Origin of the sequence: Streptomyces sp. NPDC005576, from assembly GCF_042871745.1 — a bacterium.
Lineage (GTDB): Bacteria > Actinomycetota > Actinomycetes > Streptomycetales > Streptomycetaceae > Streptomyces.
The window spans coordinates 97270-121698 of record NZ_JBIAJC010000013.1 but is presented as its reverse complement, the minus strand read 5'-3'; the positions used below and the strand labels follow the sequence as shown (position 1 = coordinate 121698).

Annotated in this window: 23 protein-coding genes; 7 read left to right on the top strand and 16 right to left on the bottom strand. The window is 71.8% G+C overall.

Annotated elements, in window-relative coordinates:
* Positions 1 to 71: 71 nt before the first annotated feature.
* The 13 genes from ACFYPN_RS23735 to ACFYPN_RS23675 form a co-directional block, all read right to left on the bottom strand.
* Positions 72 to 842, bottom strand: a complete 771-nt coding sequence (locus tag ACFYPN_RS23735) for a GNAT family N-acetyltransferase (protein ID WP_358757528.1) — start codon at positions 840 to 842, stop codon at positions 72 to 74.
* Positions 843 to 911: 69 nt separating this feature from the next.
* Complete coding sequence (locus ACFYPN_RS23730; RefSeq protein WP_358757526.1) at positions 912 to 2021, bottom strand: FAD-dependent oxidoreductase; 1110 nt, start codon at positions 2019 to 2021, stop codon at positions 912 to 914.
* A gap of 73 nt (positions 2022 to 2094) precedes the next feature.
* Positions 2095 to 3114 carry a transporter substrate-binding domain-containing protein gene (locus ACFYPN_RS23725; RefSeq protein ID WP_389300815.1) on the bottom strand — a complete coding sequence of 340 codons (1020 nt, stop codon included), beginning with the start codon at positions 3112 to 3114 and terminating at the stop codon, positions 2095 to 2097.
* Positions 3115 to 3241: 127 nt separating this feature from the next.
* The gene (locus tag ACFYPN_RS23720) at positions 3242 to 4048 is read right to left on the bottom strand and encodes an amino acid ABC transporter ATP-binding protein (RefSeq protein WP_358757523.1); all 807 of its coding nucleotides are present in this window, start codon (positions 4046 to 4048) and stop codon (positions 3242 to 3244) included.
* On the bottom strand, positions 4045 to 5076 hold the full coding sequence (locus ACFYPN_RS23715; RefSeq protein WP_358757521.1) for an amino acid ABC transporter permease: 1032 nt from the start codon (positions 5074 to 5076) through the stop codon (positions 4045 to 4047). Before ACFYPN_RS23715 ends, ACFYPN_RS23720 begins: the two co-directional genes overlap by 4 nt.
* Positions 5077 to 5756: 680 nt before the next feature.
* A complete protein-coding gene (locus ACFYPN_RS23710) occupies positions 5757 to 6905 on the bottom strand; it encodes an LLM class flavin-dependent oxidoreductase (RefSeq protein ID WP_358757520.1) in 1149 nt (382 codons plus the stop codon).
* 142 nt (positions 6906 to 7047) lie between these two features.
* On the bottom strand, positions 7048 to 8277 hold the full coding sequence (locus ACFYPN_RS23705; protein ID WP_358757518.1) for an SfnB family sulfur acquisition oxidoreductase: 1230 nt from the start codon (positions 8275 to 8277) through the stop codon (positions 7048 to 7050).
* 406 nt (positions 8278 to 8683) lie between these two features.
* Entirely contained in the window at positions 8684 to 8791 is a 108-nt protein-coding gene (locus tag ACFYPN_RS23700; RefSeq protein WP_358757516.1) for a putative leader peptide, read from the bottom strand.
* A gap of 272 nt (positions 8792 to 9063) precedes the next feature.
* On the bottom strand, positions 9064 to 10215 hold the full coding sequence (locus tag ACFYPN_RS23695) for a PLP-dependent cysteine synthase family protein (RefSeq protein WP_358757514.1): 1152 nt from the start codon (positions 10213 to 10215) through the stop codon (positions 9064 to 9066).
* Positions 10212 to 11087 (bottom strand): Rossmann-like domain-containing protein, encoded by an 876-nt coding sequence (locus ACFYPN_RS23690; protein WP_358757513.1) that lies wholly within the window; start codon positions 11085 to 11087, stop codon positions 10212 to 10214. The genes ACFYPN_RS23695 and ACFYPN_RS23690 overlap by 4 nt, the downstream gene beginning before the upstream one ends.
* A gap of 320 nt (positions 11088 to 11407) precedes the next feature.
* Positions 11408 to 11707 (bottom strand): hypothetical protein, encoded by a 300-nt coding sequence (locus tag ACFYPN_RS23685; protein WP_358757511.1) that lies wholly within the window; start codon positions 11705 to 11707, stop codon positions 11408 to 11410.
* Positions 11708 to 11808: 101 nt separating this feature from the next.
* Complete coding sequence (locus ACFYPN_RS23680; RefSeq protein WP_389300808.1) at positions 11809 to 13122, bottom strand: pectate lyase; 1314 nt, start codon at positions 13120 to 13122, stop codon at positions 11809 to 11811.
* Positions 13123 to 13389: 267 nt separating this feature from the next.
* Positions 13390 to 14622, bottom strand: a complete 1233-nt coding sequence (locus tag ACFYPN_RS23675; protein WP_358757509.1) for an aromatic acid exporter family protein — start codon at positions 14620 to 14622, stop codon at positions 13390 to 13392.
* A 495-nt stretch (positions 14623 to 15117) separates the two neighbouring features.
* Between ACFYPN_RS23675 and ACFYPN_RS23670 the strand changes: the two genes are divergently transcribed.
* Both ACFYPN_RS23670 and ACFYPN_RS23665 read left to right on the top strand, forming a co-directional pair.
* Positions 15118 to 15408 carry a DUF2087 domain-containing protein gene (locus tag ACFYPN_RS23670; RefSeq protein ID WP_358757508.1) on the top strand — a complete coding sequence of 97 codons (291 nt, stop codon included), beginning with the start codon at positions 15118 to 15120 and terminating at the stop codon, positions 15406 to 15408.
* Between the two features lie 178 nt (positions 15409 to 15586).
* Positions 15587 to 16882, top strand: coding sequence for an alpha/beta fold hydrolase (locus ACFYPN_RS23665; RefSeq protein ID WP_358757506.1), 1296 nt, complete (start codon positions 15587 to 15589; stop codon positions 16880 to 16882).
* Positions 16883 to 16973: 91 nt separating this feature from the next.
* On the opposite strand, the gene ACFYPN_RS23660 is transcribed toward ACFYPN_RS23665, so the two are convergent.
* The 3 genes from ACFYPN_RS23660 to ACFYPN_RS23650 all read right to left on the bottom strand — a co-directional run bounded on the left by ACFYPN_RS23660 (position 16974) and on the right by ACFYPN_RS23650 (position 19820).
* Positions 16974 to 17984, bottom strand: a complete 1011-nt coding sequence (locus ACFYPN_RS23660; RefSeq protein ID WP_358757504.1) for a questin oxidase family protein — start codon at positions 17982 to 17984, stop codon at positions 16974 to 16976.
* A gap of 292 nt (positions 17985 to 18276) precedes the next feature.
* Positions 18277 to 19014: a dienelactone hydrolase family protein gene (locus ACFYPN_RS23655; RefSeq protein WP_358757503.1), complete on the bottom strand. Its 738-nt coding sequence runs from the start codon at positions 19012 to 19014 to the stop codon at positions 18277 to 18279.
* A 233-nt stretch (positions 19015 to 19247) separates the two neighbouring features.
* A complete protein-coding gene (locus tag ACFYPN_RS23650) occupies positions 19248 to 19820 on the bottom strand; it encodes a rhodanese-like domain-containing protein (protein WP_358757501.1) in 573 nt (190 codons plus the stop codon).
* 113 nt (positions 19821 to 19933) lie between these two features.
* Between ACFYPN_RS23650 and ACFYPN_RS23645 the strand changes: the two genes are divergently transcribed.
* The 5 genes from ACFYPN_RS23645 (at position 19934) to ACFYPN_RS23625 (ending at position 24387) form a co-directional block, all read left to right on the top strand.
* Positions 19934 to 20197 (top strand): metal-sensitive transcriptional regulator, encoded by a 264-nt coding sequence (locus tag ACFYPN_RS23645; protein WP_358757499.1) that lies wholly within the window; start codon positions 19934 to 19936, stop codon positions 20195 to 20197.
* A 152-nt stretch (positions 20198 to 20349) separates the two neighbouring features.
* Entirely contained in the window at positions 20350 to 20967 is a 618-nt protein-coding gene (locus tag ACFYPN_RS23640; RefSeq protein WP_358757497.1) for an XRE family transcriptional regulator, read from the top strand.
* Between the two features lie 134 nt (positions 20968 to 21101).
* Positions 21102 to 22070, top strand: coding sequence for an NADPH:quinone oxidoreductase family protein (locus ACFYPN_RS23635; RefSeq protein WP_358757495.1), 969 nt, complete (start codon positions 21102 to 21104; stop codon positions 22068 to 22070).
* Entirely contained in the window at positions 22067 to 23257 is a 1191-nt protein-coding gene (locus ACFYPN_RS23630; protein WP_358757493.1) for an acyl-CoA dehydrogenase family protein, read from the top strand. The genes ACFYPN_RS23635 and ACFYPN_RS23630 overlap by 4 nt, the downstream gene beginning before the upstream one ends.
* A complete protein-coding gene (locus tag ACFYPN_RS23625; RefSeq protein ID WP_358757491.1) occupies positions 23254 to 24387 on the top strand; it encodes an acyl-CoA dehydrogenase family protein in 1134 nt (377 codons plus the stop codon). Before ACFYPN_RS23630 ends, ACFYPN_RS23625 begins: the two co-directional genes overlap by 4 nt.
* Positions 24388 to 24429 lie beyond the last annotated feature (42 nt).

Below are 24429 nucleotides of genomic sequence, written 5' to 3'. Positions count from 1 at the left end.
TTCCTGATCTGGCTGTTGAGTACGGGGAGGCGGCGGACCGGCCTCGGGCACGCGCCTTCGGGGCGCGGAGGTCAGTTCGCCGGCACGGTGGCGGGGGCGCCGCCCGGGACGCGGACCACGGCGAAGAGGGTGCGACGGCGCAGGGCGAAGCCGATCGAGAGGTAGAGGCGGATGGCGTTCTCGTTGTCGCCCGCCGCGTGCAGGAAGGGAACGTCCCCGCGGTCCCGGATCCCGTCGGCGACATGGCGGACCAGCCGGGTGGCGAGCCCCTCGCCGCGGTGTTCGGCGTCCGTGCAGACCGCACTGATCTCGGTGTGACCGGGGGGCCGCAGCCGTTCCCCGGCCATCGCCACCAGCCGACCGCCGCGCCGGATTCCCCAGTACGCGCCCAGCTCGATGGTGCGCGGGAGGAACGGCCCGGGCTTGTTCCGGCTCACCAGGTCCAGCATCTCGGGCACGTCGGCCGTGGTCAGCCGGACGGCTTCCGGATCGGACCGTGTCTGCAGGGTGTCCGCGACGAGTTGTACACCCTCCGCGCGCTGGACGGTCTCCCAGTGCTCAGGCACATCGTCGATCCCGGTCACCGCCGTCTGCGTACCGGGGCCGAGGAGCGCCGCCAGATCGTCCCAGGCGCGCGGGTCCGCGGAGTCGCCCAGCGCCACGAAGGGGGCGACGTCCGTACGGTAGCGGGCCGCGGAGCCGACGATTTCCGCGAAGCGGCGATGGGCTCCGGTGAGGGCGGCCCAGGCGGCGTTGTCCAGCACGTGCGGGACGAACCGGGCGGGAACGGAACCGGGGCCGGTCCGGGGCAGTGACTGCGGTGAGTGGACGTCGGTGGACATGTGGGGCCGTTCTTTCCTTCGGTGGATCGTGCCGGTCGCGGCACGGTGGACAGGGGCGGGCGGACCGGATCAGCCGACGGCTGCGGGCAGCGGGCGCCCGAGGGCGAAGCGCCGGGCCCCCGGCCGGCCTTCGACCAGGTCCGCCGCCAGCTCGCCGATGGCGGGAGCGAACTTGAATCCATGGCCGGAGAAGCCGGCGAGCACCGTCACGGGGCCCCGGCGGTCGACCACGAAGTCGTGGTCGGGGGTGGACGTGTAGAGGCAGGTGACCGGCTCGGGGACGGCCCCGGCCAGTCCGGGCAGCCAGGTACGCACGTAACCCTCCAGCCGCCCGACCGCCACCGGGTCAGGGGTACGGTCCCGGTGGTCGGGGTCGACCACCGGCCCGACCGCGTGGAACCCGACCTTGACGCCGTCCTCGCTGCCGAGCCCGTACACCCCGCCCGGTTCGTCGAACCCGGCGCCGGGATGGTGCACGAAAGCCGGCCATTCCAGCGCGTCGTCCACCGCGAAGTGCAGGGGCTGCTCCTGAGTGACCCGCAGCGGCGGCAGCCCGTCCACCAGGTCGGGCAGGACGGACGGCGACCAGCCGCCGACCGCGACCACAGCGGCGTCCGCCGCGAGTGCACCGCCGTCCTCGGTCTCGACGGTGACCCCGCTCCTTCCCCGGCGCAGAGCCCGCACCCGCACTCCGTGCCGTACGTCCGCGCCGAGGCCCGCCGCAGCCGTGAGCAGCGCCGTCACGGCCGCGTCGGCGTGCAGTCGGCCGCCCTCCGCGTGCAGCAGCACGGTCGTGTCGGCACGCAGCCCGGGCCACCGCTCGGCCGCCTCCTCCGGGCTGAGAACCAACCCCGGCCGGCCGGCCGCCGTCAGTGCGCCGGCCAGCTCCCCCACGGTCCGGGGCGACCCGTGGTCGACGGCTCCGGTGACCGTCAGCACCGGCAAACCGGACTCCTCCTCCAGCCGCCGCCACAACGGCAGCGCTCGCAGGGCGAGCCCGACGTACCAGGGATCGGCATACGTCAGCCGGAAGATGCGGGAGCTGCCGTGCGAACTTCCGCGATCGTGGCCGGGCCCGAACCGCTCCAGAACCGTGACCCGGTGACCGCGTCCCGCCAGCCGCCAGGCCGCCGCCGCGCCCATCACTCCGCCGCCGACGATCACCACACTGGGTGGCATGACGGGTCTCCCTCTCTGCTCTCTCGCGTCCGGGCACGCCCCCGGCCCGATCGGGGTGCGGTGTGCCGGTGGATCAGGAGTTGGTGATCGGCAGCCCCGGCGGGTTGACCTCCGCCTTCTGCACGGCCTCGTCCTTGAGGTTCCACGCCTCCAGCCACTTCGCGTACTGGCCGTTCTCGATCAAGTAGTTGATCGCCTCCGCCAGCGGCTTCGCCAGACCGCTGTCCTTCTTCGCCGTGGCGCAGATCAGCCCCTGCAGCGAGGCCCCGGCACCCGAGTACGTACCACCGCTCCGGGTGGCCTGAGGGGTGCTCGCGGACTGGGTGATGTGGTACGAGACGGCGGGGTTCGGGCCGAAGTAGCCGTCGATCTTCTTGGCATTGAGCGCCAGATAGGCGCTGTTGTTGTCAGCGAAGTACTTGACGTCGAGCTTCTTGCCCTCGGACTTCAGCTTGTCCCGCCACTCCAGCAGGATCTTCTCCTGGTTGGTGCCGGAGCCCACGGCGATGGTCTTGCCCGCCAGGTTCTCGTAGTCGTTGTCGAAGCTCCAGTCCGCTTCCTTGCTCACCTCGAAACCGAGGTTGTCCTCGCGGTAGCAGGCGAACTCGTACTTCTTCTTGCGCTCCTCGGTGTCCGTGATGTTGGAGAAGCCGGCCTCCGTGCGGCCGCTGTCGATCCCCACGAAGAGGTTCTCCCAGGTCGCGTTCTTCGGATCGGGCTTCAGACCGAAGACCGCGGCGACCAGGCGACCGAGGTCGACCTCGGAGCCGGTGAGCGTCTTCTGGTCGTCGCCGACGTAGCCGAGCGGGGCGGACCCGGCGGGGAGCATGCCGAGACCGATGGTGAACTTTCCGTCCTCGGTGACGGACTTGGGCAGCTGCGCCCGGATTTCCGCGACCTCGGGGACGTCCAGCGTCGTCTCCTTGGCGGCACCGTTCGAGGCGGCGCCGATGACGACCGATCCCTTCGCGGCGCCCGCAGCGGCGGTGGAGTCCTCGGTGTCGCTGTCCCCGCAGGCGCTGAGTCCGGCGGCGAGCGCGAGGACGGTGCCGGCGGTGGCGAGGGTGGTCAGTCGGGATCTGCGGCGGGACATGTCGGTTCCTTGAGGGTGATGGAGTACAGGTGAGAGGACGTGTGGGGAGGGGAGTCCGGCAGAGGAGAGCCGCGCTCCGGCAGATGGCCGGCGGTCGATCACAAGCCGCCGGAAAGGTGATGGGCAGTCAGAGAACCTTTCCCAGGAACTCCCTGGTGCGGGCCTCGCGGGGGTTGTCGAGCACGTCGGCGGGCTTCCCCTGCTCGACGATCACGCCGTGGTCCAGGAAGACGACCTGGTCGGCGACCTCACGGGCAAACCCGATCTCGTGGGTCACCACGATCAGCGTCGTACCTCCGGTCGCCAACTCCTTGATGACGGAGAGAACTTCGCCGACGAGTTCCGGGTCGAGCGCCGAGGTCGGCTCGTCGAAGAGGATCACACCGGGTTCCAGCGCGAGCGCCCGTGCGATGGCGACCCGCTGCTGCTGGCCACCGGACAACTGGCGGGGGTAGCTGGCGGCCTTGTCCGCCAGTCCCACCCGGTCGAGGAGAAGACGGGCCGACTCGCGGGCGCCGTCGCGGTCGGCGAGACCGATGGCGGTGGGCGCGGCCGCCACGTTCTCCAGCACCGTGAGGTTGGGGAACAGGTTGAAGTTCTGGAAGACGAATCCGATCCGGCTGCGCTGCGCCCGGATGGTGCGCTCGGGCAGTTCCTTCAGCCGGCCGCGGTGGTGCCGCACCCCGATCGGCTCACCTCCGACCGTCACATGGCCGATGTCCAGCTTCTCCAAGTGGTTCACCGTGCGCAGCAGCGTCGACTTGCCGGACCCCGACGGCCCGAGGATCACCGTCACCGACCCCGGCTCGACCGTCAGATCGATGCCGCGCAGGACCTGGTTCTCACCGAACCACTTGTGTGCCCGGTGGATCTCCACCGCCACCGGCTCGGCGCGGACGGGGCTCTTCGTGCTCCCGGGGGCGATGACGCTCATGTGCTCGATCCGATCGGGGTCCTGGGAAGGGCGCCCCGGACGGTGGCCCGGAGTCTCTGCAACGGGGTCGGAGGTACGGTGCGCAGCGCGCCCCGTGAGTAGTGGCGTTCCACGTAGAACTGGATCACCGAGATGACGCTGGTGAGGATGACGTACCAGAGGGTGGCGACCAGCAGCAGCGGGACGATGTCCCCGGAGTAGGTGCTGCCGAGGCTCTGGACGGTGCCGAACAGATCGAGGAGCGAGACGTAGAAGACCAGCGAGGTGCCCTTGACCAGCCCGATCAGCTGGTTCACGTAGGAGGGCACGATCACCCGCAGCGCCTGCGGGAAGACGATGCGGCGGAACTGGTAGCCGCGTGGCAGGCCGAGCGCCGAAGCCGCCTCGTGCTGTCCCTGGTCCACCGAGAGCACGCCGGACCTGACCACCTCGGCCGCGTACGCCGCCTCGTTGAGGCTGAGGCCGACCACGGCGACGGTCATGTCGGTGGCGAGCCGCGACTCGTCGAACTCGAAGAAGGCCGGTCCGAAGGGAACACCGAGGCTCAACGTCTGATAGAGGGCACTGAAGTTGTAGAGGAAGAGCAGCACCACGATCAGCGGTACCGAACGCAGCAACCAGATGTAGACCCAGGAGACGGACCGCAGCACCGGATTGGGCGACAGCCGGCCCAGCGCGAGGATCACACCACCGATCAGTCCGAACACCGCGCTGAGGGCGGCGACTTCGAGAGTGATCAGCAGACCGTCGAGTACCACCGGGCGGAAGAACCAGTACGAGAACCGGCTCCACTGGTAGAACGGGTTGCTCACCAGACCGTGGACGAACTGTGCGACCAGGACGACGACCACCGCGGTGAGCACCCACCGCCACGGGTGTCGCAGCGGCAGCACGCGCTCGGCAGCCAGACGCGGGTCGTGTGCCGACGCGGCGCGGGTGGCGGCCTTCGGAGCCGGGCCCTCTCCGGGCGGGGCGGGGGGAGAGCCGGCGGTGACCGGATCTTCCGGGGGTGCGAACGTCTCGGGCATGGGGTGCTCCAGCGGTCAAGGGGCGGCCGGACGGCGCGCGGCACGCGGTCGGGCCGATAGCGGGAACCCTGGCCGGAGGCCCGGGCAGGGCTGCGGTGAAGCGCGAGAGGGGCGGGGCGGACGTGGTCCGGCCGGTCGGTCAGCAGCCGCAGTGCGGTGCGCGGGCCGGCAGCCCGCCGGTACACGAGCGGCAGGCACGGCATGGGCCGCACTCGTGCGACGGTGTACGCGGGGAGGGGAGGGACAGCGCGGCCGACGGCACGGCGGAGCGGAGGCGGCGGACGCCTGCCGTCCTCTCCGGTGCGATCTCCATGCTGGTCATCCTGGTTCTCTCTGCCGCGATGAGTGAGCCGCTGGGACACGCTCGGTGGTACGGGCGACGCACGGGACCGTGGCCGCCGGACCGCCGGAGAAACCCGGGCCGGTCCGGCGTCAGTAACCCATGTGGGGGCACGCGCGTCAACGTGCTCCGGAACCGTGTGAACAGGTGTGCGGCCAGGCCCGGCGACCCTCCGATGCGTCGCCGTAAACCCAGCTGACCAGCGGAAACAGCATCAGGGAAGTGATCGGGCGCCGCACTCGGACCTCATCGGGACACACCGTGGGACGGCGTTCATTTCGTGATCCTGTAACACGGGCTTCACGCCCGGTCATGCGGCGCACACGGTGACCGGAGCCCCTCACGGTCGCCCCGCGAACGGCACGACGGCCGAGGGAGCGGCGGCGCTCGCGTACGGGTGGTGCCAGAGCCCGCGCCGGGTGAGGACCGGCAGGACCCCCTCCCCGAACCAGTAGGCCTCCTCCAGGTGTGGGTAGCCCGACAGGACGAATTCCTCGATGCCCAGCGCCTGGTACTCGGCGATCAGGTCGGCGACCTCCTCGTGCGAACCGACCATGGCCGTGCCCGCGCCGCCGCGCACCAGCCCGATACCGGCCCACAGGTTCGGATGGATCTCCAGCCCGTCCCGGCCGCCGCCGTGCAGTGCGAGCATCCGGTGCTGCCCCTCCGACTCGCTGCGCGCGAGGCCCTCCTGCACGGACCGGACGGTCGCCTCGTCGAAGCCCGCCAGCAGTCGCCCGGCCTCGGCCCACGCTTGCTCGGAGGTGTCGCGGGCGATCACGTGCAACCGGATGCCGAAGCGTACGGTCCGCCCCTCCTCGGCGGCGAGCTTCCTGATCCAGGCGATCTTCCCCGCGACGGCCGCGGGCGGCTCGCCCCAGGTGAGGTAGACATCGCTGTGCCGGGCCGCGACCACGCCCGCGGCAGGGGACGAACCGCCGAAGTAGATCTCGGGGACGGGTTCGGGCACCCTCGCCAGCTTGGCGTCCTCCACCCGCAGGTGCTCACCCGCGTGGTCCACCGTCCTGCCCTGCCACAACTCCCGCACGATGTGCAGGAACTCGCCGGTGCGCGCGTACCGGCCGTCCTTGTCGAGGAAGTCGCCGTAGGCGCGCTGTTCGCGGCTCTCGCCACCGGTGACGATGTTCAGCAGCAGCCGGTTACCGGTGAGCCGTTGATACGTGGACGCCATCTGGGCCGCGAGGGTCGGTGACACGGAGCCGGGCCGGAAGGCCACCAGGAACTTGAGGCGTTCGGTGTGCTGACTGATCAACGCCGTGGTGAGCCAGGCGTCTTCGCACCAGGCACCCGTCGGTGTGAGCACGCCGACGAAGCCGATCTGCTCGGCGGCGAGCGCGATCTGGGTGAGGTAGGGGACGCTCGGCGGTCGGTCGCCGCCCGCCGCCGTGACGGGCGTACCGTGACCGCCTCCCACGACGTGCCGGCTGTCGCCGTTGGTGGGGAGGAACCAGTGGAACGTGAGAGACATGGGGAGCCCTTTCGGTGTGACGGATCGCCGGATCGGCGGATCGCTGGATGGAGGAGGTCGGTGGATCGGGGGTGGGGGCGCCAGTCGGGGGACACGGGATGCGCGCCCGTGCGGCTCGGCGGCGCGGCGGGCCGTCCGGAGGTCAGAGGAGCCCGTGGCGGGGCGGACGGGTGCCGTTGAGCGCCCAACGGCCCAGATGCTGCACCTTCCAGCGCGTCGGGTCGTGAAGGGTGTGGGTCCGGGCGTCGCGCCAGTGCCGGTGGAGATTGAGGGAGTCGAGCGCCGCTCGGGTACCCGCCACTTCGAAGAGCGCCGAGCCCGTCTCGACCGCAGCCTCCGCGGCGACGACCTTCGCCGCCGCGACCGCGAGGGAAGCCTCGGCAGCGGAGTCGTCGGTGAGATCGGCCTCCGCGCGATCGACCGCGCGTGCCGCCTCGGCGAGCAAGGCGTCGGAAGCCCTTACACGCAGGGACAGTTCACCGAACCGCTGGATGAGGAGCGGATCGTCGGACGCCCTCTCCACCCCGCTCTCGAACCAGGGCCGGCTCTTCGTACGGACGAACGCGGCGGCCTCCTCCAGAGCGCCCGCCGCGATCCCCGCGTCGATGGCGGAGTGCAGCAACTGTGCGACGGCGCCGTGCAACTGGGGTCCCCGGAAGGTGAGATGGTGCGGCACCACCCGGTCGGCCGGCACGCGGACACCGTCCAGCCGGACCGTCCCGCTCGCGGTCGTGCGCTGCCCCATGCCGTCCCAGTCGTCCAGAACGGTGACCCCGCTCGCGGTATGCGGTACGTACGCCACCCACAGTTCCCCGTCATCCCCCCTGGCCAACACGGGTATCCAGTGCGCGTAGAGGGCTCCGGTCGAGTAGTGCTTCTCCCCGGTCAGCAGGAAGTCCCCGTCCCCGTCGGCCGTGAGCCGTGTCCGGATGTCCTGGACGTGCTTCGTACCCGCCTCGGACTGGGCGTTGCCGAGACGGCGGCCGGCCAGCACCTCGCCGAAGAAGAACCGGCGTTGCTCCGCACTGCCCCGGGCCCGCAGCACGTTGACGTACACGAAGTGGCTTTGCGGGATCTGCGCGAGGCTGGCATCGGCCGAGGCGAGGGTCCGTACGACACGGGTGAGAGTGGTGTGGCGTACACCGGCTCCGCCGTATGACCGGGGCACCGTGATGCCGAGGAGACCGGAGGCGGAGAGACGGTCGAGTTCGGCGTGCGGCAGCCGGCGCTCCGAGTCCCGTGCGGCGGCCCCCGAGCGGAAGTCGGCGGCGAGTTCGGCCGCGAGGGCGAGCGCCTCCGTGTCGTCGCGGACGACACGGACGGCGGACGGATCGCCGGCGGACACGGGGGGAGGGGCGGGGAGATCGGTCATCGGAACTCCGGAGGTCGGGTGCGAACGTGCGGGCGTGCGGTCGGCGGTGCCGGGCCGACGGGTACGGGTGGGGAAGCGCCGGTGGGGAAGGGCGGCGGTAGGGGGCCCGAGTCGTACATCGCGTACAGGGGTCGGGAAGCCTGCACACCTCCCGCGTGTACATGGCGAGGCGGCGGTGGCCCGGCGACGCACCGGACGACCGGAACGCTCCCGTCGGTGAACTCGTCACCGGACGTCGGACGTCAATGCGCGGTGGCGAACAGCCCTCGTGCGACACCGATCCGCCCTGCCGCGAGCCACGCGCGGAGGTCCGTGCGAAGGCGCTCGCAGGGTGTGCGGGAAGGTACGTCGGAAGAGACGTAACGGCCCGGAGTGACCCCGGAACTCGCTCGCTACGGCAGGACGGTCAGCGGCCGTTGCCGGTACGACAACCGTGGCAGGGGCGACAGACAGCGCTGGAGACACGCGCGAGGTCGACATGGCGCCGCCGCGTGAGGTCCACTCGCTTGTCCATGGTCACCGATCCGCTGGGAGGAGGTGGAGTTGTGCGACCGGGCCCGCGCCGACCGTCCGTCGGGGAACCCGTGCCACCGGGGAACGCGAGACGCGCGGCCCGTCCGGACGCCCGCTGCCCGTTCCCGTCAGGGAGCGTACCGGCAGTCGGGCGCGGGTGGGAGCCGGTACCGGCGAACCGGGCGTCGGCGGCGACGTGCTCGCCCTGCCCGTGCCCATGGGCCACGACCAGCTCGAAGCCCGGACGCGGGTGCCGGCGCAGCCAGGCGTCCATCAACCCGTCGAGGCGCGCCCGCAGGGCGAAGCGGGCCGCAGCGTACCCCTGGCGGCCGGTGCCGGTGACGGCGCGTAGGCGGATGTGGCTGTCGGACGCGGAACGCGCGGGTCGGTGACCGCCCGGCAGCGGGTCCAGCCGCCCGCCTCCACCGCCGGGTGGGCGACTTCCACCGGGCGTCCGGCCGGTTCGCCGAGACCGTGGGCGGCGGTGAACCCGTCGTCGTACACGGTGCCGAGATACCGTTCGGGCCCGTCCGGGAAGACCGTGACGACGACCGCCTCCGGGTACGTACGGGCCGCCCAGGCAGAGACGAGGGCGACGGCTCCGGTGCTCCATCCGCCGCTGACGAAGTTCCCCGAGGCGAGCCGCCGACAGGCATGCACGGCTTCGGCGGGCCCGATCCAGTGGACCTCGTCGAACGCTTCGTGGACGACATTGTGCGGGCGGATGCTGCTGCCCAGGCCGCGCATCAGGCGTGGGCGAGCCGGTGGGCCGAAGATCGCCGATCCCGAGGCGTCGACCCCCACGAGCCGCAGGCCGGGCAGGCGCAGGCGGAGCGGTCCCGCGATGCCCGCGCTGTGGCCTCCCGTACCGACACTGCATACGAGGATGTCGATCCGGCCGAGCCGGGCGTCGAGTTCGGACGCGAGCGAAGCGTAACCGGCCACGCTGTCGGGGTTGCCGTACTGATCGGGCCAGTAACTTCCAGGGGTCCGGCGCAGGAGCTCGTGGAGGCGGGCCAGCCGGGCGGCCTGCCAGCCGCCCTGTCGGGCCGGGCGGTCCACGAACTCCAGCCGGGCTCCGTAGGCGTGCAGCAGCTTCCGCATGGCCGGTTCGAGTTCTGCGTCCACCACCAGAGTGACCGGGTGCCCCAGGGCCTGCCCCGCAAAGGCGAGCCCGACACCGAGTGTTCCGGAGGTCGATTCCATCACCGTTGCGCCAGGCGGCAGTTCGCCGCGTTCCCTGGCACCCAGCAGCATCGAGACCGCGGGACGTGCCTTCATGCCTCCGGCGCCCAGCCCTTCGAGCTTCGCCCAGAATCCCGGGTGCGGCCCCGCGAGGTCAGTGGTGATGCGGGCCAACGGGGTGTTCCCCACCAGGTCGAGGAGCGCGCGGTTCTCCACCGGAGCGCGGACGGCCGTGGTCACGGAGTCCCCCCGGAGAGTCCGCCGTAGAGGTGCACGGAACCAGGACCGCCGTCCAGCCAGAAGAACGGGTACGGCTCGGCGCACACCGCCGTGACGCCCGCCCCGATGAGCCGGGGCAGTACGGCGCTGCCGGTCTGGGCGAACATCACCAGCGGCTTGCCCTGCCGTACGGCGCGGGTGCGCAGGCCCTCGAACGTGCCGTTGCCCAGGGTCATTCCGGAGGCGAGTACGGCGTCGCAGTGGTCCAGGGCCCCGATCGCGTCCGTCGTCACGGGCTCGCCCCACTCCGTGGCGCCGCCTTTCCAGTCGCACGGGATGTAGCCCAACCCGCGACGACGCAACGCCTCAAGGAGGGAGTTGACGACTCCCACCACCAACACCCTTCCTCCTGGGCGGAGTCGCAACAGGCTCACGACGGCCCGCGCCCGCGCCCGCGACCTGAGCAGTGAACTCCCACCCGGCAGTGCCCAGGTCACCGCGCCGGAGGCGGGTCCGTGTCCGTGGGTGTGCATCAAGTAGGCGTCCAGGGCGGCCACGCGGACGGGCAGGAGCGGGTGCCCGAGAAGGCTCCCGGCATCCGATCCGGCGCATTCCGCCACGACGTCGGCGGGCAGCGAACCCGGCTCCACCGCACACGATCCCACCGCACCGGCCAGTCGCAGACTCAGTACTTCGTTGCGGTAGCCGGTGTTCCGCCCGTCGTGGCGCACAGCCTGGTGCGTGGTGAACGCCGACGCGATCCGCAGGTCTTCCGGGAGGGCGCCGAACTCCCCCGAGAGAACCCGCTCGACGAGTTCGGGGTACGAGCCCGCGGCGGCCCGGGGGCCGGTCGGGGCCGGCCCAGCCGGACTCGCACACATCAGGGGGGCCATGGCGTCTCCTTCTCGGTACGGGCGTCCGGGCGCGGCGGCAGATCCCGGCAGGGGTGAGCACCCCGGAGGATCACGTTATCGACAATCGTTTTCATTGTCATCTGTTCCGTGAAGGGATCCGCTGCCGTGTTCGCGCCGCACGGATCGAGCGAGCCCGCAGTGTCCCCGGAAGGGGTGAGACCTTGCCGTTGCGGAGCGGGTGCTTGAGGGGGGTGGGGGTCGAACCGTGCGGGTTCCGGGCCTCTCGCCTCACCGTGTGCCGGGTGGGAGCGGGCCCCGCGGGGCCCTCGCCGCGGTCTGCGGACGCGGGGGTGGCGTCGTCACGTCCGACTCGTCGGTATCCCAGGCGCTGAGCCGCCGAAGAGGGGCTGGTCGCCCTCCTGCTCCAGGGAGCTGATCGGAGTACGGTCGTGCGGACTGAGGACCAGCTCGTCGACCGTGCCCCGGACGGAGGAGTCGGCCGCCTCCGGGCCACGGTCGGCAGTGGTGGCCGATATGGTGCCGGGTCCGGGGAGACGGGTGGTCCGTGTGCCGTCGGCGGAGAACCAGAGGCGCCAGGAGCGGCCCTCGGAGGCGTGGAAGTCGACGACAGCCGGCTCGTGTGGCCAGGCACTCGTCACGCGGACTGTTCATCACCCTTCCCCTGAACGGCCCGGAGGGGCGGCGCGTGACCCGCGCCGCCCCTCCGGCCTGCCGTACTCCGGCTACCGCCGGCTTCGGCTCAGTCCACGTAGGTGATGTCGGAGGAGCTGTAGACGCAGTACGTGCCGTCGGCGCCCGAACCGGTCTCGGACGGCTCTCCGCTCGTCACCCCCTTGTACTTCTTGCAGATGTCGATGTCACGGTCCTTGTCGTCGTAGATCGTGACGCCCGAGATCTTGGCCGTGTCACCGTAGTTGGTGTTGATGCCCACCACGGAGGTGCCCGGCGCGGTGATCCAGACGTTCGAGATCTGGACGTGGCGGGCGTACTGCGTCGAGCAGTTGCCGCAGGAGCGGTACAGCTTGCCGAAGTCGTCCACCTGGAAGTTCTTGATCACGACCGTGCCGGCGCCGTTGTGCTGGAAGACCTTGTCGTCCGCCAGCCGCGCGCCGCCGCCGTCGACCGTGGCGACCTGCGAGGAGGAGCTGCCGCGGAAGGTCGCCGCGTCCTCGCCCACGTCCTCCCACCAGACGTTCTTGAGCGTGCAGGCACCGGCGCAGTGGACGCCGTCGGCGGCGGGGGAGCCGAGGATGACGTTCTGCAGGGTGGCGCCGGCGGCGAGTTCGAACATCGCCGGCTGGTCCTCGTCCTGGCCGTCGCTGCCCAGGTCACCGGTTCCGTAGAAGCGCTTCAGGCCGCCGTCGTAGGTGCCGGACACCTGGATGCTTGCCGAGACGGCCTGGCTCCCGTTGGCGGTCGGCCAGGCGGGCTTTGACCCCGAGGTGGGCGGCGGGGTCGTGGGAGGGGTCGTCGTGGGCGGGTCGGTCGGAGGCGTGGTCGTGCCGGCCGCGGTGAACGTCCAGCGCTTGCTGGCCACCGAGTCGCAGGAGTTCTGCTGGACCAGGGTGCCGGCGGCGGTGGCGGAGTCCTTGGTGTTCAGGCACTTGCCGCCGTTGCTGTTGACGACCTGGTAGACGTTCCCGCTCACCTGCGTGAGGGTCCACACTTGGGTCGCCGCGCCGCTGCACGTCTGCTGCTCCACGGCCTTGCCGGCGCTGGTGGAGGCGTCCTTCACGCCGGCGCACTTACCGCTGTGCGAGGCGATCAGGGTGTAGCCGCTGCCGGAAGCGGTGAGCTTCCAGGTCTGCGCCGCGCTGCCTGCGCAGGAGTTCTGGGTGAGCTGCGTTCCGGTGGCGGTACTCGCGCCCGGGACTTCCAGGCACAGTCCGCTACCGGCGTTCTTCAGGGTGTACGAGCCGGCTGCGGGTGCGGCCGAAGCCGAGCCGGTGGCGAACAGTGCGGTGAGCGTCGCCGCTATCAGTGCGGCGACCGCGAGGAACGAGGCGGCTGCCCTGCCGCCCCGCCTTCTGGCATGCTGATTCTCCGTGCGCATTCGAGGGTCCTTTCACCGCCTGCGGCGTCCTCCGCAGGCACCAGGAAGTGTTGGTGCGGTGGTAAAGGCAAGCTCTCGGCCGGGAAGGCGTGAGGAACTGTGTTCGTTCTTCTGAACCGAGTTCTTATATGCGAACGCCGGTGACGGTACGACAACCGGAATCGGCGGTCAATGGGTTGCGCGCGAACCGATGCGAAGGGGCCCCCGGGCCGCCGACCCGACCGGCGGACGAGCCGGAACCGGACCGGACGGCCCCGCGAACCGGCCTCAGGACTCGCTGACCGGCCGCCGCCGCCGCGTGCCGGTGCTGCTGAGCCTCCGCCTCAGCCGGCGCAGCAGGGGGTGACGCTCGTGCAGTTCCGCCGAGCGGCGGTCGAGTTCCTCGCCGAGCCGCTCCGTACGCTTGTCGATGTCGAGCTCGTCGAGCACCCGGTCCACCTCGGCCAGCAGCGCGCCGTGCAACTGCCACTGCCTGGGGTGCTCCTGCACGTCCTCCAGCAGGAGGTCCGCGATCCGGTCACGCGTCTCCCGGCCCCGCGCCAGCGCCTCGGCGAGCCGGTCCTCGGCCTGCTCGCCGCCCGTCGCGAGCGGGGTGGTGATCAGCCGGGCGAACGCCTCGATCGCCTCGGCCATCCGGGTGAAGAGTTCGGTCAGTCCCTCGCCCACGTCCTCGGGGAACATGGATTCCTCGGTGCGCTGCTTGGCCAGATCCGTCAGGGTGCGGGTCAGTACGCGCAGCACGACCGCGCAGATTTCCAGCGTGTCGAGCCCGGTACGGAGCACGACACGGTTCAGCAGCCCCTGGCGCACCCTCGGGTTGAGCATCAGGCTCTCCTCGGCCTGCCGCAGCGAGGCGTCCACCTCCACGATGTCGTGGTCGAGGCGACGGGCCTCGTGCAGCCGGGCGGCGGCCTCCGGTACGGGGATGTGACCGCCGATCTCCTGGCCCATGGAGCGCAGCATCGAGCCCATCCGGGTGGCCAGCCCCTCGATGGAGGCGCCTGCCGTCTCCACCCAGACCGGTGGCGCGAAAAGGAGGTTGAAGAGGAGCCCGACCCCGGCCCCGATCAGGGTCTCCAGGATTCGGTCCCAGGCGGTGTCGGCGATCTGCGACACCCCCAGGACGAGCATCGCGCTGATCGCCACCTCGGGGACGAACTCGTTGACCCGTACGACCCTCCCGACCAGCAGGGCGGTGAAGATCGTCAGTCCGAGACTCCACCAGCTCAGGCCCACCAGAGCGCTGAAGCCGATCGCGATGAGGACTCCGACGATCACCGAGTTGACTCTGCGGATGCCGGTGGTCAGGGTCGCGTAGAGGGTGACCTGCACGACCAGCAGCGCCGTCAGCGGAGCGGTCAACGGCGCCGGCTGCGGCAGCGTCGCCTGCGCCACGGAGAACGCGATGACGGCCGCGGCCGTGGATCGCAGGGTCTGCACGGCAGCCGGTTCGGTGGTGCGCCGGACAAGTTCGAGTACGGGTGCGGAAACTCCAGACATTCCTACAAACTGCCCAGAAGATCGCCTTCGCAGCATCCCCGCTTCCAGGTGCCACCGTACGGACGCAACGCGACGCCGGCTGCCACCGGGCGCGGGCCGTTCCGTGCCCGATGGCGAGTGGCGCGCCACCTGCCGGGCCATTCGGCCCCGACCGGCCTCGATCCGGTCCCAGACGCCGTCCATGACCGGCATCCGGTAGCGCCGTGTGCGGTCCGGCCGGGATCGGGCGCACCACCTCCGCGTGCAAGAACGCGAAGGACGGGGCCATGCCCGCGCAAGAGGCTCCTGGAACGTGGGGTGCGACGACCGTAACGTGTCCGGCGAAGCCGTCGTGCGGAGCGGGTCGCGAGAGGGCGGCAGGCGCCGGCACGGTCGCCGGGACCGGCACCCACCCCGCAGGAGGCATGGCGTACCGCATCGCCGCTGGTGAGCGGCGTGGACGCGGGGTGAAAACCACGTTGCGCCGACGATGGTGATGCTGCGACGCTGCCGCTCATGCCCGACAATGACGCACGCCCCGCTCCCCATCTGGCGGACCTCTACTCCCGGGGGCGCCTGAAGTCGGTCCCGCGCCGACCGGCCCGCCGGGGCCCGCTGCTGGCGCACCTCGCCGAGACGCTCTTCGAACCAGAACGCGACTACACGGAACGCGAGATCAACGACGCGCTCCTGACGGTCCACGACGACGCCGCGGCTCTTCGCCGCTACCTGGTCGAGGGGCGTCTACTCACCCGTACCCGCGACGGCAGCACCTACCGGCGCGTGGCGGAGGGCTCCACCGGCTGACACCGGCTGACACCGGCTGACACCGTCAGGGGGCTTTCGTCCGGATCAGGCGGGGTCGGTGCCGGGGCGCGAGCCCGGCATGATCCGATCGCGAGGCGCTCGGTACCTGGGGCGGAACGCGCCCGGTCGAGGCCGTGTGCTGAACTGTCCGGAATCCGAACGATTCAGGAGCAGCATTGTGAGCAGTTTCCGCCACCCGGGTGTCGTCTTCACGGACCGCAGGTTCACCGTCCCCCTCGACCACGCCGATCCCGAGGGCGAGCGGATCGAGGTCTTCGGCCGGGAGGCGGTCGCGCCGTCGAAGGCCGGCGAGGACCTGCCCTGGCTGGTCTACCTGGAAGGCGGCCCGGGGTTCGGGGCGCGACGGTTCATCGGTACGGAGGCATGGCTCGGCCGGGCCCTCCAGGACTTCCGGGTGCTCCTCATCGACCAGCGGGGCACGGGGTTGTCGACGCCGGCGAACCGGCAGACCCTGCCGATGCGCGGCGGCCCCGCCGAACAGGCCGCGTACCTCGCCCACTTCCGGTCCGACAACATCGTGCGGGACTGCGAACTGATCCGCGTGCAGCTCACCGACGGGCGCCCCTGGACGGTTCTCGGCCAGTCCTTCGGCGGATTCTGCGCCGTCCGCTACCTGTCCGCGGCCCCCGAAGGCCTGGCGGCCGTACTGATCACGGGCGGACTTCCCTCCCTCGACGCCCACGCGGACGAGGTCTACCGGGCGGCGTACCCGCGCATCGAGCGGAAGGTCGCCGCCCACTACGCCCGCTACCCGCAGGACATCGCGCGGGCCCGCGCGATCGCCGCGTACCTCGCCTCGCACCGCGTCGAGTCCGCCGGTCACGAGCTGACGCCCGAAGGGTTCCAGTCGCTCGGCATCCTGCTCGGCGGCAGCCAGGGAAGCCACCAGCTGCACTACCTGCTGGAGAACGCCTTCGTCGCCACTCCGGACGGCCCCGCACTCTCCGACGCCTTCCAGGAGGCCGTGCGCACGGCGAACTCCTTCGCAGGGCACCCGCTCTACGCTCTGATGCACGAGGTGATCTACGGCCAGGGCGAGCGGCCCACCGCCTGGTCCGCCGAACGCGTCCGCGCGGAATTCCCGCAGTTCGACGCCGGCTCCGCCCTCGCCGGAGACGGCCCCCTGCTCTTCACGGGCGAGAGCATCCACCCGTGGCACTTCACGACGGACCCCGCGCTCCGCCCGCTGCGCGAGACCGCGGACCTGCTGGCCGCCCGTACCGACTGGCCGGATCTGTACGACAAGGAGCGGCTCGCCGCCAACGAAATCCCGGTCGCGGCGGCCGTCTACCACGACGACATGTACGTGGACACGGCCCACGCCCTCGCCACGGCCTCGGGCATCCGCGGACTGCGGACCTGGGTGACCAACGAGTTCGAGCACGACGGCCTGCGCGCGGGGGGACCCCGTGTGCTGGACCGCCTGCTGGCCATGGTCCGCGACGACGCCTGAGGGCTTCGGCCCTACAGCTCGCGCCCGGCGCGCCGGGCGGTGGTGAGGCCGCCGGCCTCACCACCGCCCGCGGTGCCGGGGCCGACGTGCTTCATCTCAACGGCTCGCTCAGTTCCATGGAACGCAGAGCCGCCGCGAGAGCCGGTTCGTCGCCGAAGTCGAGGGCCGTGTCCGTCAGTTTGATGACGTGTTCGTCGCCGTGCGCCAGGGCCCGTTCGAAGACCTCCTCCTCAGTGACGTCGCCCGGCGGGACGTAGGCGACCGGTTCGGCCGGTGCGTACATCGCCGTCACCGCGGCGGAGGCCGCCCACGCAGCCCGCAGACTCGGCAGCCACAGGGTGTCCGGGAGCGCGGGCAGAGTGCGCAGGACCGCGTTGGGAGCCGTGGCCGCGTGCACCAGCATCGTCTCGTCGCCGTGGCCGTGGGTGGCGTACCGGTGAGTCGCCGCCCGGACCAATTCGGTGAGGCGGCGATATGCCTCACCCGGTTCCGACACGTCCGACCCCCAGACCGGCAGGGCCTCGACCAGGGCGAGCCGGTCCGAAAAGCCGCCGTTCCGGACGGCGATGGGCGTCACCGCGTCCAGGGCGGCTGCCGCACCCTCGGCGCCGGGCAGCGTCGCGAGGTCCGCTACAGGCCGGTGGCGAGCGGCCCAGTAGCCGAGGCCATGAGCGAGTTCCGCCACACGAGGTTCGGTCGTCTCGCCCGACAGCAGTGTGCGCACGGCATGCCCCACCCGGATCACCGGATGCGTCGAGCCGCCGTAGATGCCGGGCAGGAGACGTGGCCACCACCGGGTGAGTACCTCGCGCCAGGGATGTTCGGCGAGCTCGCGTTCGAAGTGGTCGACCCAGTCCGCGGCCCGAAGCGGATCGCCGAGTGCGAGCCGCCAACCGGCCGCCGTGACCGGCTCGACGCGCGGCGGGAAATCCTCGAGCCGGTGGGCGTACTTGTCGAGCCAGCGGTGCACCGACCGGGCCTGTCCGTGAACAGCGAGGGCCTCGACGGCCATCGGCGCATGATTGGTGAGCCGCCCGAGCCGCTCGGGACCGGAGTGGTGGAGTCGCTCGAGCGCCTCGTCCAGAGTTCCTGTCGGATCCATGGCAGGGACAGTAGAGGGGACACCGCGGCGTCTGTAAGGGGCCGAAGACGTAGGTCCGGCCCTGAGCAGGACGTAGGCCCGGCGTAGACCAGGCGTAGGCATGGCCTACGGGTGCAGGTCTTCGGGTGAGGCGAGCGGGTGGCCGGCGGCCGGGTGTCTGTCTCGACGATCGCCTCGGCTCGGCGGTGCGAGAGCCGGGCCCACGATCCAGCGTCTGCCCGCATGCGGTTCTGCCGATCGGACCGACATGGCCCGACGCCGACCAGGTCTGGTGTCAGCATGTCTGCCTCGGTCACGTACTCAGGTGGTCCCATACGGGCAGGCACTCCGCGAGCAGGTCGACGACGTCGCGCCAGGCTCGCTTCGCGTGCTGCGGGTGGTGGCCGACGCCGGGGACCATGGGGTGGTCGACCGGCGGGTGGTGGAAGGCGTGCAGGGCGCCGCCATAGACCGTGAGGCGCCAGTCGACGCCCGCGGTCTGCATCTCGGCGGTGAAGGCGTTCCGTTGCGCGGGCGGCATGATCGGGTCTTCCGACCCGACCCCGGCCCACACGGGGCAGCGAATGCGCGCCGTCTCGCCCGGTCGGCCCGTGGTCAGTGCGTTGACTGTCCCGATGACACGCAGTTTGACGCCGTCGCGCCCGAGTTCCAGCGCGACGGCGCCCCCGGTGCCGTAGCCGATGGCAGCTGTCCGGTCGGGGTCGGTCCGCGGTTCGGTGCGCAACACGTCGAGCGCCGCATGGCCGATGCCCCTCATCCGATCGGGATCGGCGAGCAGCGGCATGCAACGGGCCAGCATCTCCTCGGGGTCACCCAGATAGCGCCCGCCGTGCAGGTCGAAGGCGAGTGCTACGTATCCCAGCTCGGCGAGGGCATCGGCCCTGCGGCGCTCGACATCGCTGAGCCCCATGCCCTCCGGCCCGATCAGCACAGCGGGCCTGCGGTCGACACCGGCCGGGAGCGCGAGGTACCCGATCATCGCCAAGCCGTCGGCCGCATACTCGACCCTGCGCGTCGTCATCGTCGTCATGAGTCTGGACAGTAGTGATCGTCGCGCCCGGCCCGGCCGCCGTTTTGCCACGGGCAGAACAGCCCGGGATGCGCGCCCGGCCCTCCGGGCGCCCCCCGCCTCTGCCCGGGAAGGGGGCCCCGGAGTTCCCGGTCGCGGGCCGATTCCGCAGCCGTGGGCGGTCAGCCCGCGAGCCGTCACCAGACGCGGCGCGTCCGCGCGGGCCGGTGGGGCGCCGCGCGGTGCCGCACGCGTCAGCTCTGCAGCGCTTCCAGGGTCTCGTCGAGGTCCGGGGCGGTCTGCGGGGCGCGGTTGTGCGGCAGCCTGGCGAGCACCGCCGCCATGCCGCAGGTGTTACTGACCGCGGAGAAGACGAGACCCGCACCGATACCGGCCGACAGCCAGCGTGCCGCGGGGAGGCGGCGGCCGGCGAGGATGCCCGCCACCACGAGGGAGCCCGCCGCGAGCCGGACCTGGCGCTCCATGGGCCAGACCGCCTTCGCCCCGCCCGGACGGTCCAGGTCGTGCCCGGTGCTCTCCCAGGCGGAGGTGCCGCCGGCCAGGGTCGTGGTCGCTATGTCGGCATCGGCGAGTATCTCGGCCGCGCGGGTGGAGCGGACGCCCGAGGCGCACACCACGAGGAGGGGGCCCCGCGCGCCGGCGGACTTCAGCGCCGGGAGAGCTTCGGCCATGCGGTCCAGCGGGACGTTGTGCGCGCCGGGTACGTGCCCCGAGGCGTACTCGCCGGGACCCCGGACGTCGATGACGGTGAATTCCTCCAAGCGGGCTGCGGCCTGGGCGGGGGAGAGCGATGCCGGGCTGGTCACGAGCGGGTGTCCTTTCGTCCAAGGGCAAGCGGAACGGGTTCCTGCTGCCCCGAAAAGGATAAAATACCCCTGGGGGTATGTGCGTCATCGGAGGAGTGTGTGGGGAATTCGACATGGCGGCCGACGAGCTGAAGTCCGTCCTCAACCGTCTGCGCCGTGCGCAGGGTCAGATCGGCGCGGTCATCCGCATGATCGAGGAGGGCCGCGACTGCGAGGACGTCATCACGCAGATGGCGGCCGTCTCGCGTGCGCTGGACCGGGCCGGCTTCGCGATCATCGCGACGGGACTCCAGCACTGTCTGACCGAGGATACGCAGCCGGAGGACCGGGAGCGGATGCGGGCCCGCCCGGAGAAACTCTTCCTCTCCCTGGCCTGACGGGGATGCGCCCGGCAACCCGGGCCCGCTCGTCGGCAGCGCGCGCCGGCCTGCCTGCCGCCTGCCGCCTCTTGCCTGCCGACATCCGCGGGCGCCCGTCGAGGCGCCGCGCTGTTGACAAACGCCCTTGCCGATTCCGCACACTGGTCGCCATGAGGGAACAGGCGGACGAACAGGGACAGGCGCAGGGTGACTCCGAGCTGGACGCGGTGCTCTCCGGGGTGGGCCCCCGGTTGCGCCGCCTGCGCAAAGACCGCGAGGTCACCCTCGCCGCCCTCTCGGCGGCCACCGGTATCTCCGTCAGCACCCTCTCGCGGCTGGAATCGGGCGGTCGCCGCCCCAGTCTGGAGCTGCTGCTGCCCATCGCCCGCGCCCACGAAGTCCCGCTCGACGATCTGATCGGCGCCCCGCCCGTGGGTGACCCCAGGGTCCGGGCCAAGCCGGTCGTCCGGCACGGCCGGGTCATGTACCCGCTCACCGCCCGGCCCGGCGGACTCCAGGCGTACAAGCTCGTCCAGCAGGGCGGCACGGGCGAACCCTGCGAGCAGCGCACTCACGAGGGCTACGAATGGCTGTTCGTCCTCTCCGGCCGGCTGCGGCTGCTCCTCGCCGATCACGACCTGGTGATGGGGCCGGGAGAAGCCGCGGAGTTCGACACCCGGCTGCCGCACTGGTTCGGCCCCGCCGGGGAGGAGACGGTGGAGTTCCTCAGTCTCTTCGGGCCGCAGGGGGAACGCATGCACGTCATCGCCCGGCCGAAGGCCGACTGAGCACGCCGACGAGGGTCACCGGGGGCGCCCCCGCCCGCTCGTTCCCGGGAGCCGCAGAGTGTTCCCAGGAGAGCAAGCGACCGCTTAGTATGCGCCGGAGCAGGAGTTACGCCGACAGGTTTGTGGAGGCCTTCATGCAGGCATGGCGAGTGCACCGGAACGGCGAACCGAGCGAGGTGATGACCCTCGACGAGACGGACCGCCCGGTCCCCGGCGAGGGCCAGGCGCTCCTCACGGTACGTGCGGCGAACATCAACTTCCCCGACGCACTGCTCTGTCGCGGCCAGTACCAGGTCAGGCCCCCGCTGCCCTTCACGCCCGGGGTGGAGATCTGCGGCGAGACCGAGGACGGACGCCGGGTGCTCGCCACCCCCGCGCTCCCGAACGGCGGCCTCGCCGAGTACGTCGTGGTGGACGAGGCGGCCCTGCTGCCCGCCCCCGACGCGCTGGACGACGCGGAGGCCGCCGCCCTGCACGTCGGCTACCAGACCGGCTGGTTCGGCCTGCACCGCCGGGCCCGCATCCAGCCCGGCGAGACCCTGCTCGTGCACGCCGCCGCAGGGGGAGTGGGCAGCGCCGCCGTCCAGCTCGGCAAGGCCGCGGGCGCCACGGTCATCGGAGTAGCCGGTGGGCCGGAGAAGGCCGCCGTCGCCCGCGGACTCGGCTGCGACCACGTCATCGACCGGCGCACCGAGGACATCGTCGCCGCGGTCAAGGAGGCCACCGGCGGGCGCGGCGCGGACGTCGTCTACGACCCGGTCGGCGGCGACGCCTACGCCAAGTCCGTCAAGTGCATCGCCTTCGAGGGCCGGATCGTCGTCGTGGGCTTCGCCGGCGGCACCATTCCCGCACCGGCGCTCAACCACGTGCTCGTCAAGAACTACTCCGTCCTCGGACTCCACTGGGGCCTCTACAACACGAAGGACCCCGCCGCCGTCCGCGCCTGCCACGACGAATTGACCAAGCTGGCCGACCAGGGGCTCGTGAAGCCACTGGTCAGCGAGCGGGTTCCCATGGCTGCCGCCGCGGACGCCGTCCAGCGGGTCGCCGACGGCACCACCACCGGCCGCGTCGTGGTCCTGCCCACCGGAGGCGCCCGATGACCGTCACCGTCGACGCCCCCGAACTGCTCCGCCGCACCCGCGAGCTGCTCGCCGCACACCCTCCGGCCACCACCGGCCGCACCGAATTCCTGGGCGCCCGCTTCGACGCGGGGCTCGCCTGGGTCCACTACCCGGCGGGCCTGGGCGGCCTCGACGCGCCCCGCTCCCTCCAGCCGGTCGTCGACGCCGAACTCGCCGCAGCGGGCGCCCCCGACAACGACCCCCGCCGGATCGGCATCGGCCTCGGCATGGCCGCCCCCACTCTCCTCGGCTTCGGTACGGACGAGCAGAAGCAGCGGTTCCTGCGCCCCCTGTGGATCGGCGAGGAGGTCTGGTGCCAGCTCTTCAGCGAGCCCGGCGCCGGCTCCGACCTGGCCGCGCTCTCCACCCGGGCGGTACGCGACGGCGACACCTGGACCGTCGACGGGCAGAAGGTCTGGACGTCCAGCGCCCATCTCGCCCGCTGGGCCATCCTCATCGCCCGCACCGACCCCGACCTGCCCAAGCACCGGGGCATCAGCTACTTCATCTGCGACATGACGGACCCGGGCGTCGACGTACGTCCCCTGCGGCAGATCACCGGCGAGGCCGAGTTCAACGAGGTCTTCCTCACCGGGGTGCGCATCCCCGACAGCAGGCGCCTGGGGCCCGTCGGCGAGGGCTGGAAGGTCGCCCGGACCACGCTCATGAACGAGCGCGTCTCCATCGGCGGGGCCCGCACCCCCCGCGAGGGCGGGATGATCGGCCCCGTGTCGCGCACCTGGCGCGAGCGCCCCGAACTGCGTACCCCCGACCTGCACCAGCGACTGCTCTCCCTCTGGGTGGAGGCCGAGGTCGCCCGGCTCACCGGGGAACGGCTGCGACAGCAACTCGTCGCCGGGCAGCCCGGCCCCGAGGGCTCGGGCATGAAGCTCGCCTTCGCCCGGCTCAACCAGCAGATCAGCGGGCTCGAGGTCGAACTCCTCGCCGACGAGGGGCTGCTCTACGGCGACTGGACGATGCGCCGCCCCGAGCTGGTGGACTTCACCGGGCGGGACGCCGGCTACCGCTACCTGCGCTCCAAGGGCAACTCGATCGAGGGCGGCACCAGCGAAGTGCTGCTGAACATCGTCGCCGAGCAGGTACTCGGCCTCCCCTCCGAACCGCGCACCGACAAGGACGTCGCCTGGAAGGACCTCTCCCGATGATCGCCGCGAACCAGCCCGCCGCCACCCCCGATCTCCTCTACTCGGAGGCGGAGGAGGACCTGAGGTCTGCCGTCCGCGCCCTGCTCACCGACCGGTCCGGCGCGCCGTCGGTGATCGCCCGCACCGAGTCCGACACGCCGTACGACCAGCAGCTCTGGAAGACCCTCGCCACCAGCATCGGCGCCGCCGGACTGCTGGTGCCCGAGAAGCTCGGCGGCCTCGGCGCCTCCCACCGGGAGGCCGCCGTCGTCCTGGAGGAGCTCGGACGGGCCGTCACCCCGTCCCCGTACCTGACCAGCGCCGTCGTCGCGACGGCCGTGCTGCTTGCCCTGGGCCCCGAGGAGGGACCCGCCGCCGGGCTGCTCGGCGACCTCGCGGCGGGACGCCGCACCGCCGCGCTGGCCGTACCGTTCGCCGCCGCGCCCGGCGCCGCCCACACCGCCGACACGGCCGCCGACTGCGGCGCGCTGACCGGCACCGTACGCGGCGTCGCCGACGCGGCCCTCGCCGACGTGCTGCTGGTGCCCGCCCCCACGGGGCTCTACGCGGTGGAGCGTTCCGCCCGAGGGGTGATGGTGGAGCCGCTCGTGCCCCTCGACCTCACCCGGCCCCTCGCCGGGATCACCCTCGACGGAGCCGCCGCGACGCTGCTCGCCGGACCGGACGCCGCCTCGGCAGCCGTACGGCACGGGCTGCTGACCGGTGCGGGCCTGCTCGCCTCCGAACAACTCGGCGTCGCCGAGTGGTGCCTCGCCGAGACCGTCCGGTACACGAAGGAGCGCCACCAGTTCAACCGGCCGGTGGGCTCCTTCCAGGCGCTCAAACACCGCATGGCCGAGCTCTGGCTCCAGGTGGTCTCGGCCCGCGCCGCGGCACGCAACGCCGCCGACGCACTGGCCACCGACGCCGCAGACACGGCCCTCGCCGTGGCCGTCGCGCAGGCGTACTGCTCCGGGGTGGCGGTGCACGCGGCCGAGGAATGTGTCCAGCTCCACGCCGGGATCGGCATGACCTGGGAACACCCGGCCCACCTGTACCTGAAGCGGGCGAAGGCCGACTCGATCGCGTACGGGACGGCCGGCCGCCACCGCGAGGCGGTCGCCGAGCTGGTCGAGCTTCCGGCACCGTAGCCGGGGCCTGCCGGTTCCCGCAGGGTCCCGCCGGGCCACCCG